At 51.5% G+C, this 12,607-nt stretch carries 9 protein-coding genes; 8 read left to right on the forward strand and 1 reads right to left on the reverse strand.

Annotation, left to right across the window (positions count from 1 at the left end; genetic code table 11):
• Positions 1-8 precede the first annotated feature (8 nt).
• Positions 9-1,046: an ABC transporter substrate-binding protein gene (locus tag EH198_RS15110; protein WP_425464155.1), complete on the reverse strand. Its 1,038-nt coding sequence runs from the start codon at positions 1,044-1,046 to the stop codon at positions 9-11.
• Between the two features lie 331 nt (positions 1,047-1,377).
• On the opposite strand from EH198_RS15110, the gene EH198_RS15115 reads away from it, so the two are divergent.
• The 8 genes from EH198_RS15115 (at position 1,378) to EH198_RS15150 (ending at position 12,574) form a co-directional block, all read left to right on the forward strand.
• Positions 1,378-6,510 carry an S-layer homology domain-containing protein gene (locus EH198_RS15115; protein WP_124696346.1) on the forward strand — a complete coding sequence of 1,711 codons (5,133 nt, stop codon included), beginning with the start codon at positions 1,378-1,380 and terminating at the stop codon, positions 6,508-6,510.
• A gap of 36 nt (positions 6,511-6,546) precedes the next feature.
• Positions 6,547-6,813, forward strand: a complete 267-nt coding sequence (locus tag EH198_RS15120) for a nuclease-related domain-containing protein (protein WP_246014341.1) — start codon at positions 6,547-6,549, stop codon at positions 6,811-6,813.
• Positions 6,814-6,916: 103 nt separating this feature from the next.
• Entirely contained in the window at positions 6,917-7,492 is a 576-nt protein-coding gene (locus tag EH198_RS15125) for a class I SAM-dependent methyltransferase (RefSeq protein WP_124696347.1), read from the forward strand.
• Between the two features lie 208 nt (positions 7,493-7,700).
• A complete protein-coding gene (locus tag EH198_RS15130) occupies positions 7,701-8,717 on the forward strand; it encodes an HD-GYP domain-containing protein (protein ID WP_124696348.1) in 1,017 nt (338 codons plus the stop codon).
• 111 nt (positions 8,718-8,828) lie between these two features.
• Positions 8,829-9,365: a YkvA family protein gene (locus EH198_RS15135; protein WP_124696349.1), complete on the forward strand. Its 537-nt coding sequence runs from the start codon at positions 8,829-8,831 to the stop codon at positions 9,363-9,365.
• Positions 9,366-9,518: 153 nt separating this feature from the next.
• Positions 9,519-11,105: a 23S rRNA (uracil(1939)-C(5))-methyltransferase RlmD gene (gene rlmD, locus EH198_RS15140; protein WP_124696350.1), complete on the forward strand. Its 1,587-nt coding sequence runs from the start codon at positions 9,519-9,521 to the stop codon at positions 11,103-11,105.
• 38 nt (positions 11,106-11,143) lie between these two features.
• Positions 11,144-11,707: a DUF4256 domain-containing protein gene (locus EH198_RS15145; RefSeq protein ID WP_379309594.1), complete on the forward strand. Its 564-nt coding sequence runs from the start codon at positions 11,144-11,146 to the stop codon at positions 11,705-11,707.
• A gap of 159 nt (positions 11,708-11,866) precedes the next feature.
• On the forward strand, positions 11,867-12,574 hold the full coding sequence (locus tag EH198_RS15150) for a DNA alkylation repair protein (protein WP_124696351.1): 708 nt from the start codon (positions 11,867-11,869) through the stop codon (positions 12,572-12,574).
• Positions 12,575-12,607: the final 33 nt, after the last annotated feature.

Here is a 12,607-nt window from a genome sequence, read left to right on the forward strand (position 1 = left end):
CCAATCATTTATTTGCCGAACACGTCAATGAATTTCTGTTTGTCCGCTTCGCGTTCATCGGTCAGCTTGGCGAGGTCCCCGGAAATGATCTTCATCTCCGAAATGCTTTTTAGCCCTTCCGGTGCGGAAATCCCCTTGCGGATTGGAGAATATCCGATCTCTGCGGCAAGCTTCTGGCCGTCCTCGGAGAGGACGAAATCGACAAATGCCTGAGCTGCCGGAGTATTTTGCGCATCCTTCAGAATGCCAATCGGCTCGGTAATAATCGGCACACCCTCCTCCGGATAAGTCAGCTCCACAGGCGAGCCTTTGGCTTTTTCACGGGCAACCATGTAGTCGACGACCATACCGTAAGATTTTTCACCGCTCGCCACCGCCTTCATCACCGCTCCGTTGCCCTTAATGACGGCCATGCCGTTATCCTTTACGGCCTGCAGGAAATTCCATCCGAAGCCGTCAGTACGGCTGAATACGCCGATGTTATAGGCTGCCGCCCCCGAATAAAGCGGACTGGGCATAATTCCGGCATCCTTGGCTGCTGATTCCGTCAACACTTTCCACGAGGCAGGGGCAGTTTTCACCTTCCCGGTGTTGGTTGCAAGCACGGTCGCCATGACCTTCGTACCCGCATACATCCCGTCCGGGTCCGACAGTTCGGCAGGAATTTGCCCAAGTTCCGGAGATTTGTACGCCTGCAGGAGATTCTGTCTCTTCAAGTTTTCGAAGGTGACCGAATCAGCGAGCAGCAGCACATCCGCCTGAATCTGGCCGGCCTGCTTCTCCGCTTGGAGCTTGGCCATCACTTCCTCGGTGCCCGAACGATAGATCGCGACATTGACATCCGGATACTTCTTATTGAACGCAGCCGCGAGTTTGGTCGCATCCTCTTCAGGCTGTGAAGTATAGAAGGAGAGCTTCCCGGAAATTTTGGCACCGTTCTCACTGCCGTTCTCCACCGGCGATGCCTGTCCTTTAGTGGAGCATCCGCTGAACACCAGCATGGCCGCCAGAGCGGAGAAGATCAAACCCTTTTTAACTGTACTCAAACTCATCTCTCCCTTGTGTAATAATGATCCAGCCTAATTTGTTGGCAGATTGTCGCACCGCTGAAAAGAAATCCGAATAGTTACCATTCTGAACAGGCTATGTTATTTGTGTGTCGGAATAATGTTAAAAGCCCATAAAAACGGGAGAGGTAATTTATGGGAATTGTTAGTTGTCCATTAAATTTACAATCTGATGATATAGAAATAATAGAGTTTTTACAGTGTATTGGTACTTTAATAATTAGTGTTTGGTAAAAGGTGGGCATTTGTTGGGCAGTTCATCATTGAAATACTATCAAGATTAATATAGAGAACGGAGAGTGCGAAGCCATTGAAAAAGAAAATACTTAAAAAGCTGGCGTTACATGCGTCTATTGCCGGCTTGCTGTCTGGATTGCTGGCACCATACGGTGCGGGCAAGGCGAGTGCCAACGCGTTGGGGGAAGGGTTCGATTATACGAAAGTTCCCAAGCTGTTGATCACGGAGCTGGTGCCGGACAGTTCGAACGTTGCAGGTTCCGACGCTTATGAATTCGTTGAAGTCTACAATAATTCAAGCCGGCCGGTTTCGCTGAAGGATTACAGTCTGGATTACCACTATCTAAATTCGAGCAGCTCAGATGTGGATGCGGTTTGGTCGTTGACTTCATTGGCCGACAATCCGGTAATCCCATCCAAACAATCAGTTGTGTTATGGGTGATGAACAGCGTAAATACGGGGCTTACCGCCGCCGATTTTAACGGCAATTACGGCACCTCGCTGGTTGAAGGAGGAAACCTGTTCCGTGTATCGGGCGGAGGGGGCATGCACAACAGCGCTGTGCGGGATTTTTTTCTTAAAGACAGCAGCGGGAAGGTCGTCGTTTCGGCGTCTTATCAGAATGATGATCAGACCAAGCCGGACAAAGGAATTTTTTATGAATATCCGATGGGCGGAAGTGCGGCTATGCAGATGGTGACGACAGGCGATTATGCGGCCGGACTGCATGTGGCGACCCCGGGAATGGTTGAAAGCCAATTTATGCCGGAACGCACATCCGATGATTCCGCTTCTGAACTTGCCATTCAGCACGTCCCCGTTACTGAAGCTATTGATGACATCGATCTGAAGCTTACGGCCGGTGTGACAGCCAATGTATACGGCGACCCGTCGAACGTAACCGCGGCCGTATACTACAAGCTGGACTCCGAGGCTTCGTATACCCGGCTGCCGATGAGCATTAACGCGGAGAGATCGGCGAACGATAATTTTGCTTTTGAGGCTTCGATTTCGAAGGAACGGCTGATGGAGGACAAGCTGCAGTATTATATGGAGGCTAACGACGGATGGGTAACGAAGAAGACCGAAGTCTACACCGCCCAGGTTAAAGTACTCGACTTCGATCCGGCCAAGGTGCCTCCGCTGCTGGTCACCGAGCTGACTCCAAATACGACCAATGTCAACGGCGCGGACGGGTACGAATTTATCGAAATTTATAACAATACGGACAAGACCATCAATCTGAAGGATTACAAAATTTATTACCGGTACACGGACTCGGGACCGGATGCGGATCTCGTCTGGCGGACCGACCGGGAAGAGATGATGATTGGCCCGGGCAAGACGCTTGTCTTTTGGGTCATTAACAATGGAAATGGAAGCAAGACGGTCGCTGACTTCAACGCGAATTTCCATACCAATCTGACAGAAGATCAGGATATCTATAAAATCTATTCGGACGGTATGGCCAATGGCTCCAAGCGCGGTGTAGCGATCGGCACCAACACGCATGCGGATATTTCCGTAGCGTACTACGACGGGGCTTTGACCAATGAAACGCCCGACAACAAGGGGATTCAGTATAAGTATCCGGCCAACAGCAGCACGAACATGATTAAATTGAGTTCCGGAACGGAATACGCGTCCCCGGGCAGCGTTAATCCGGCTCAAGTGCCTCAAGTCCCGGTATCGGTACCGGATGACAACGAGCCGCCGATGATTACGGATATGACGGGAACGAGCAGCATCGATCAGTCTCAGAACCTTGCGATCGTGGGCGACGCCGGGGATAATCAAAGCGTCAAATCGGTGAAGCTCTATTATAAATCGGACCAGCAGAGCGAATATTCCAGCCGCTACCTGTACGTGGATTACAATGACACGATGTATCATTTTACCCTCTATTCTCCGGACTTGATCGGCAAGTCCTCCGTGCAATACTATTACGTGGTATCGGACGGCACACATGAGGTCACCTCGGATATTTATAAAATAAATATCACCGGCGGACCGGACCGGAGCGCGCTTCGGCTCAATATCAAGGACGGCGATTTGATCCGCGGAACCAAGACGGTCAAGGGAACGGCGGAGCAGGCCGGGCCGGACACCCTGCGGCTTGACATCGACGGCAAGCCGCTGACAAGCGGAACGTATCATGCAGCAGAGAAGGACGCGTTCTTTGCTTTTGACGCCAATTCGGTCAACTATTATTTCAAGAACGGCGTAACGATCGGCGATGAAATTTTATATACGTTCATGGACCCGATCAACGCCTATACAACACTCTCCGTGCCGATTGCCGACACCCGGCTGAAGGCGGGCGACAATGTGATCTCGGTCCGTGCGGGAACGAAATCCTCGCCTTTCGATGATCGTCCGGAAGAGAATAAGGATGATTTTACCGTGAAGAATATCCGGCTTGTGTTTGCGGATGGAACGGTTGTTTATGATCCGGGATACGCGAATCCGGTTAAAGAAATCAAAATGGGAGACAGCGCAGGGAGATTCCCGGTTGTTGATTTCCATTTCAATCTGCCGGATGAACAGCTCAAATCCAAAGCCTATGACTGGGATACGACCAAGCTGCCGGATGGTCCGCATCAAGTAGCCGTGCAGAGCGCCGAATATGGACAAAAGGCCGTTGAACTTACGGTGGATAATACAGCTCCCGCCATTGTTGCGACTGTCGAGGACGGTAAAACGTATCGCGGCGAATTTACGCTGAATGCCGAAATCACGGATGCCCTCGCGGGCGTTGAATCCACGGAAGCGGCTCTGGACGGGGAGAAGATCGAACTGCCTTATACAACGTCTTCTTCCAAGCTTAAACCGGGCAATCACACCTTGACCATCAAGGCGACCGACAAGATCGGCAATGCCGCGGACAAGAACATTACCTTCAATGTACCCAATGAAAATCCGCTGAAGCCGGAGCTTGTATTTCCTGTGAGTGAGCAGTCCGGCGCCGCAGGCGACCTGACGGTTAAGGTCCAGGACCCGACGGGCGATCCAATGAAGGTGAGCTTCTATAAAGGCTATCTCTTCGATGCTTCGCATCAAGCCGGATTCACGGCTTATAAGAACGCATCGGAGGTGGAGCCTCCAGGGATGCTGAAGCCGGAAGGCGAGCAGGCCTTTACGCAGGAAGAGTACAGCCAGATCGCCTCCGCCGACGGGCAATATCTCAACAATGATTCGGACGGGAAATTCCCGTATCACCGGTTTGAGATAAAGCTTGATCCTTCCGTCAAAGCCACGGATTCGGTGGTAATTGATTGGCAGGGTAAATCGCTCGAGGGACGCCAGGTCAGCATGTATTCCTGGAGCCCGGTATCGAAGGTGTGGAACAAGCTGGACGGAAGGGTTGCCGGGAATGAGGATTTCGCGTTAACCGCGGAAGTGAAGGCAGGCGACTATGCCGTTGACGGAATGATTCATGTCATTGTTCAGGACCAAATTCCGGTTAGCCAGGACCCTTACGATTTCAGCTTTGTCTGGATGTCGGATACGCAGTATTATTCGGAAAGCTATCCGGAAATATATGAAGGCAATGTGAAGTGGATTGTGGACCATAAAGATGATATGAACATCAAATATGTCATCCATACCGGAGACGTCGTCGACGAGGCCGATAAGGAATATCAATGGCAGGAAGCCGACAAGGATATGAAGGTTTTGGAGGATGCCAAAGTTCCTTACGGCGTGCTTGCAGGCAACCATGATGTCTCGCATCAGAATTCCGATTACACTAAATTTTACCAATACTTTGGGAATCAGCGCTTCAAGAGCCAGCCTACCTTTGGCGGTTCCTATCTCAATAACAGGGGCCACTACGACCTGATTTCGGCGGGCGGCAACGACTTTGTAGTGGTCTATATGGGCTGGGATATCCGCGACGAAGACATTCAATGGGTGGATGAGGTTGTAAAAAAATTCCCGGACCGCAAGGCGATTCTGAATTTTCACGAGTATCTGCTTGTATCCGGGAACCGCGCTCCGATTGCGGACAAGATTTATGAGCGTGTCGTTGTGCCTAACCCGAATGTCATCGCCGTGCTGAGCGGGCATTATCACGACGCCGAAGAACTGGTCGATTCGATTGATGATAACGGAGACGGCGTGGCGGACCGCAAGGTGTACCAAATGCTGGCCGACTATCAAGGAGCCGAAAAGGGCGGTCTCGGCTATATCCGTCTGCTGCAGTTCGATGTCAAGAACAACAAGATTCATGTGAAGACCTACTCGCCTTATCTGGACGATTATAATTTCTATGAACCCGGTGAACATCCGGGCAAGGATGAATTCGATCTGGATGTGAACCTTCAGCCGATGAAGAAACGGGTAGCCACCGACTATTTCGGTGTGAAGGTGTATACCGGCGAACAGATTGACGAAAAGACTGGCGTAGCCAGCGGCAATAACGCGAGCATTCATTGGGAAGGCTTAAAGGCGGGAGGCTACTACCAATGGTATGCAGTCGCTCAAGACGCATACAGCGGTTCGGCCCGCTCCGACATTTGGGGCTTCACGGCCGGCAAAGTCTCGGAGGCACCGGTGCCGACCCAAACACCGGCAACTGCCTCGCCTGCTCCGACGCCTACGCCAACACCGACTCCGAGCGCAACTCCGGCGCCGACTGTTCCTCCAACGGCTGTTCCATTCAATGACGTGGGCAGTAAATACGATTGGGCCAAGGAAGCTATTGATACGCTAACGGAGAAAGGTATCTTTAAGGGAACTTCGGATACAACCTTTGAGCCGGGCAAAAACATGACAAGAGCCGACTTCATGGTGCTGCTGGTCCGGATGCTTGATCTGAAGGCCGATTTCAGTTCCAACTTCAGCGATGTTCGCGCTACCGATTATTATTATGAAGCTGCGGGCATTGTACGGCAGCTTGGCATCGCCGCCGGTGTGGGCGGAGGAAAGTTTAATCCTAAAGAGGCTATTTCAAGACAGGATCTGATGGTGCTGCTAATGCGTGCCCTGGAGGTAAACGGCAAGCTGAAACTGTCGGGAACTGAAACCGATCTTAGCCGGTTTCGGGATAAATCCAAGGTAGCTTCCTACGCTAAGGATGCGGTAGCCGCTATGATTAATGCCGGGATCGTACAAGGAAGCGGTTCGGGCTTGAACCCTGCCGGTACTGCTACCAGAGCGGAAACAGCACAAATCCTCTACCGGGTATACAATAAAGTGAAGTAACATCTGGAATATCAGCACTTCTACAAAAGAAAAGCTATGATCAGCAAGCAGCCGCTTCCCGCCTTGGGGAGCGGCTTTTCGCCGTACGGATTATTTGTCATCGAAACCAAGAATTATAACGGTGAAATCAAGGGCGGGCGCAAAGATAAATATTGGAGCGTCAGCAACCGTTATAAAATGTATAATCCTCTAATGCAAAATTACGGACACATCAAGGCGCTTGAATCTCATTTAGGCGAATTTATAGCGGCCAAATATATTTCGATGATTTCATTTACGATGAGATGCCGATTCAGCTATTAACGATATTCATGCTAAAGTGAATGCGATTAATATTACAAATCCCAAAGCCAGAGCGGAACATGTTCAAAATCTTCAATTGAAGAAATGAAGTGAAAGGAGCGCCATGGAAGATCACAATAAGGAACTTGAGGGACTTAAGCGGCTGGAATCGCAGGAGCGGTTAAGCGGATTGCCTCCGGAGCGGCTGCTTGACCTTGCCGGGGTAGGGAACGATGACGATGTGCTGGATATTGGCGCGGGTGGAGGCTATTTTACCTTTCCCGCCGCAGGGCGGACGAAGGGACGCGTGTATGCGGTAGATTCTTCGCCTGTGATGCTCGATGTGCTGCGCGGCCGGGCCCGTGATTTGGAAAAAGCCAATGTTGAGGTAGCCGAAGGCTCGGCGGAGCATCTTCCGCTGGCGGATGGCTCGGTCGATGTGGCTATTGCGTCGCTTCTTTTGCATATTTTGCAGTCCCCCGAAGAAGGGATACGGGAAATGTGCCGGGTCCTGAAGCCCGATGGCAGAGGACTTGTCGTGGAGTGGCTGCATCCCCGGGAAGACGGCAAGCCGGGCCACCGTGTCCCCCTTGAGAAGATGAAGCTTTATTTGGATGCCTGTGGTGCGGAAAGGGTCCATGAGGACATCTGGACAGATACGTACTATTCGATTGTATTTCAGAAGGGTTCCCGCAAGTGAATGCGGTAAGCAGTAATTCCGTACTTTTTCCAAAAACGTATTGGCAGGCACGAGATTTACCTGTATCGTAAAGAAGGATGCTTCATTTCCTTAACTTGGATTTTTATAAACGAATGCATAATAGTTCCAAGAATCTACTGCCCAGCAAGTCAGGCCTTCGGTGTCAATGTTACTTGTACGCGTTTGGCAGAAAACGGAGTTGATGAAGATGTCTTTCGAACATTTGTCGGGTAAAAAAGTGAAATTTGACATTGTGAACAAAAATGGCGCGGTGTTGGTGCCTGCCGACTCGGTCCTCAATCCGGCTACTCTCCGTTTACTTCAGCAGCATGAGATCAACCCCTTCGATGTCGTCGTACAAGCTGTAAAAGAGGAGGATACGCTTGAGTCTCCTTCAAAGTTGATCCAAGAGGCTGCTCATTATTCCAAATATTTGTTTGACCGGCTTCATTTCGACCGCAAGGTGCCCCTAATCGAAATCAAGAACCAGCTTATCCCCGTTGTACGCCAAATCTCCAGACATCCCAATTTATTTGAACTGTTCGAGTCCGTCAAAGCCAAGGATGAATACACGCATCAGCATAACATCGGCGTAGGTGTGCTATCCACAATGATCGGACAGTGGCTGAATCTGGAGGAATCGGAACTTGCGCTGCTGTCGCTGGCGGCCACCATTCACGATATTGGCAAGATTCGTATTCCGCAAGAGATTCTATTGAAGCCGGGAAAGCTGACGGAAGATGAGTTTGATGAAATGAAGCGGCATACCATATACGGATACGAAATACTCAAAGGAACAGTCGGGTTAAGTCCGCGTGCAATGCTAGTCGCTTTGCAGCATCATGAACGGTTAGACGGCAGCGGATATCCCTTGCATTTGAAAAAAGGGGAAATTGATTTTTTGAGCCAGATCGTAGCGGTTGCGGATGTGTTCCACGCGATTTCGTCCAAGCGGCCGTATCAGGATTCCATGCCTTTTTACAAAGTCGTAACCCTGATGCGTCAAGGCTCGTTCGGAGAGCTGAATCCGGAAATTGTCTCGCTTCTTCTGGATAAATTCATCCATGCCATGATGGGTAAGAAAGTGATGCTGTCGGACGGCCGTTTGGCTGAAGTGGTTCACATTAACTCTTTCGACGACTTGCATCCTCTGGTTAAGATTGAAGATGCCCTGCTTGATTTAAGCCGGAACAGAGACATTCAAATCCTGCAAATCCTGGGATGAGGAATCAGCGGCGCGATTTCCGGGTGATAGATAGTGAGCGCGTGAATCCGGATGCTGGATGGCTGCGGAAGGCGCGCGATTCAACCTTTGGAAAGGAGCATCTGTTGCGCCATGATCAAGACATTGGAATGTCCATACTGCGGGCAGTTGAATAATGTGGAGACGGATCGGTTCGGGGAGGCCCTATGCGGGGCGTGCAAGCGCAGCTTCGGCAGCGCAGCTCTGCCGCCGTCATCATCCATTGCGGAGATTGCTTCCGGTTCGGAAACCGCTTTGGAGACTTCCGCGAAGGCTACGCCGGATACCGGCCGTTGGATCTCCAAGATTGGCGGCAACGCCAAGCAAGAGGAGTATGTGAAGAAAGGCTTTTTGCAGAAGATAAAAAAGAATGCGGCGAAAATCCCCTTTGCTAATGAGGCAGTTGCCATGTACTATTGCGCAATGGACCGGCAGACTCCGATTACGGCCAAGCTTACGGCGATCGGAGCGCTTGCCTACATTGTTCTTCCGGTTGATATCATTCCGGACTTCATCGCCGTATTGGGATTCACGGACGACGCGGCCGCGTTCTGGGCGGCTTATAAAAGCATCAGCATGCATGTGAAAGACGAACACCGCGAGAAGGCAAGGGAATGGTTCGAACAGTGAAAAATATGAAATAGAGTATTCGGGAAACGGCTGCCGTTCTAGGGAAGAGGCGCAGCCGTTTCTTTCTGCATACGGGGCCCGTCTTGGCGATGGCTTTCCTTCAAGCATCATGGTATAGTGGACACGAAAAAGCGAAGAGGATGGAGAACCTTCATGAATGAACACAAGCGTCCCTCCAAGGGAACATCATCATATAAGGAACAGCCGGGGGGCGTGCGCGCCGGGTCCGGTAAAGACCGCATGAGAAGTGATAGAGGCCGTGCCGTAACGGGGAAAGCACAGGAAGAGCGAGGCCGGCGGCAGCGTCCGGACAAGCTATTTGCCGGCGGGAAGCAGGCAGGGGATTCCCGGCCAGCTGCAGCCACGGGACGGGGGCATGCCGAGGAGCTTCGCCCCGGGGATCGTATCGTTGTGACGGTCAAACGGCTCGGCATTAACGGTGAAGGCATCGGATATTACCGGCGCAAGGCCGTGTTTATTGACGGCGCGCTGCCGGATGAAGTTGTGAAAGCCGAGGTAACTCAGCTTCAGCCGAAGTTCATCAAGGCGCAGTTGCTGGAGGTGGAGAAGAGATCGCCTGACCGGATCGAACCTCCTTGCCCGGTATTCGGAATCTGCGGCGGCTGCCAGATTCAGCATATCTCCTACGAAGGCCAGCTGCGGGCCAAGACGGAGCTGGTTCGCGAGGCGTTCTCCCGCTATGCCGGTCTGGAAGAAGTCAAAATCAAACCGATGCTCGGAATGGAGCATCCCTGGGATTACCGCAACAAGGCCCAGCTTCAGCTGAAACGGAAGGGAAACGAAGTCATCGCCGGTCTGTACGAGGCGGGCAGCCACGAGATTGTCGACATCAGCGGCTGTCCTATCCAGCATCCCAAGGTCAACAGCGCGGTGGAAAAAGTAAAGTCCGTGCTGGAAGAGCTGCGGATTCCGCTGCATAAGGAGAACGGCGCCAAAGACGGCGTGCGGACCATCGTGGTCCGGCACGGCTTTCAGTCCGGCCATCTCCAGGTGACGCTTGTCGCGGCCAGCGCCAGACTGCCCCGCCAGGACGATCTGATCCGCCTTCTTCGCTTAACGCTGCCGGAGGTAACCGGCATCGCCCTGAATGTCAATCCGAAGAAGACCCCGCTCATCTTCGGAGAGCAGACGACTACCCTGTGGGGCGAAGATACGATGGAGGAATCGCTGGGCGATTTGGAATTCTCGCTGTCCCCGCGCGCCTTCTTCCAGCTGAATCCGCAGCAGACGGTCAAGCTGTACGAATCGGTGCGCGCGGCTGCCGGACTGACCGGCAGGGAGACGGTGGTGGACGCCTACTGCGGCACCGGCACGATCGGGCTATGGCTTGCGCCGTATGCCAAAGAAGTGCGCGGCATCGAGACGATCCCGGAAGCGGTGGAGGATGCGAAGCAGAATGCGGCACGCAACGGCCGCGCCAACGTCAGCTTCCATACCGGAGCCGCAGAAGAGCTGCTTCCGCGCTGGGCCAAGGCCGGCCTGACCCCGGACGTCATCGTCGCCGACCCGCCCCGGACGGGACTTGACCCCCGGTTCCTGGAGGCGGTGCTGCGCACCAAGCCGAACCGGTTCGTCTATGTCTCCTGCAACCCTTCGACTCTTGCGAAGGACTGCAAGGTGCTGCTGGACGGCGGCTATGTCATCCAGTGGGTCCAGCCTGTCGATATGTTTCCTCAGACGAGCCATGTGGAGTGCTGTGTGTCGCTCACTATGGAGTAGCATATTTGAAGGGAGAAATTAATATGACAATGAGTCCCATGAGCAGTAAAAAGGAGTTATCTCCGGAACAACATGAAGGACTACTCAAAATATTGAAAGCACGTTTTGAGAAAAACATGAACCGCCATCAAGGTCTTGAATGGGCTAATGTACAAAGAAAGCTCGAAGCTCAAACAGATAAATTATGGTCGCTCTATGAAATGGAGAGAACTGGCGGCGAACCGGATGTCGTTGGTCATGACAATAAGACGGACGATTACATTTTTTACGATTGTTCAGCGGAAAGTCCTAAGGGTCGCAGAAGTGTTTGTTACGACCGTGAAGCGCTGGAGTCACGGAAAGAACATAAGCCGCAAAACAATGCGATAGAAATGGCAGCTGCCATGGATATTGAACTTTTAACAGAAGAACAATACCGGGAGCTGCAGAAACTTGGAAACTTCGATTTGAAAACTTCGAGCTGGGTGAAAACACCCGCTAGTATTAGAAAACTCGGCGGGGCCATCTTTTGCGATCGTCGCTATGACACTGTCTTCATGTACCACAATGGAGCAGAATCCTATTATGCTGCTAGAGGGTTCCGTGGCTTGCTAAGGGTCTAAATACTGGTGGATGCTGTTAAGCAATCGAATACTGCCACATCGGGAATTGTCTATATTGTGTTATCCACAAATGTGGAGTGCTGCACACTGTTGGTTTGGAACGGGAAGTAAAGATGTCTTGCTTGCTTTCTGCCTAAAGTTAGGAGGTAGTGTTAAACCATGAATTTAGAATTGGTCATGCAGGAGCTTGAAGCTCTCGGCAAGGAACGGCTCAAGAAAATGTACTTGTCCAATGGAGCGCACGAACCGCTTTTTGGCGTGGCGACAGGCGCTATGAAGCCTATAGCCAAGAAAATCAAAATCAATCAACCTTTGGCTGAGCAGCTTTACGCCACAGGCAACTACGACGCCATGTACTTTGCTGGCATCATTGCAGATCCGAAAGCGATGACTGAGGCGGATTTTGAGCGTTGGATGGATGGGGCTTATTTTTACATGCTGTCCGATTTCGTGGTTGCGGTAACCTTGGCGGAAACCGATATTGCGCAAGAAGTTGCCGATAAATGGATCGCAAGCGGCGAGGAGTTAAGAATGTCAGCGGGATGGAGTTGTTATTGCTGGCTTTTGGGCAGTCGGCCGGACGCTCAGTTTGCCGAAAGCAAAATCGCTAACATGATGGAGATTGTGGAAAAGACGATCCACGATTCTCCCGAACGAACGAAATCTTCGATGAATAATTTTATGTACACGGTAGGGGTATCCTATCTGCCGCTCCATGATAAGGCGGTCGAGACCGCTAAGGCCGTAGGCCCAGTAGAAGTTAAACGGGACAAGAAAAAAAGCAGTATCTTGCTCGCTTCCGAAAGTATTCAAAAGGCGGTAGAAAAAGGGCAGCTTGGTTTCAAACGCAAATATGTAAGATGTTAATCGCTTTGCATGAGTACAATCATATTTACATGT

Source organism: Paenibacillus rhizophilus, assembly GCF_003854965.1.
Classification (GTDB): domain Bacteria; phylum Bacillota; class Bacilli; order Paenibacillales; family Paenibacillaceae; genus Paenibacillus_AQ; species Paenibacillus_AQ rhizophilus.

Excerpts from the sequence above, each read along its gene's own strand:
- EH198_RS15125 (WP_124696347.1), top strand. The coding sequence starts at position 6,917 with ATGGAAGATCACAATAAGGAACTTGAGGGACTTAAGCGGCTGGAATCG.
- EH198_RS15130 (WP_124696348.1), top strand. The coding sequence starts at position 7,701 with ATGTCTTTCGAACATTTGTCGGGTAAAAAAGTGAAATTTGACATTGTG.
- EH198_RS15145 (WP_379309594.1), top strand. The coding sequence starts at position 11,144 with ATGAGCAGTAAAAAGGAGTTATCTCCGGAACAACATGAAGGACTACTC.
- rlmD (WP_124696350.1), top strand. The coding sequence starts at position 9,519 with ATGAATGAACACAAGCGTCCCTCCAAGGGAACATCATCATATAAGGAA.
- EH198_RS15150 (WP_124696351.1), top strand. The coding sequence starts at position 11,867 with ATGAATTTAGAATTGGTCATGCAGGAGCTTGAAGCTCTCGGCAAGGAA.
- EH198_RS15120 (WP_246014341.1), top strand. The coding sequence starts at position 6,547 with ATGATCAGCAAGCAGCCGCTTCCCGCCTTGGGGAGCGGCTTTTCGCCG.
- EH198_RS15135 (WP_124696349.1), top strand. The coding sequence starts at position 8,829 with ATGATCAAGACATTGGAATGTCCATACTGCGGGCAGTTGAATAATGTG.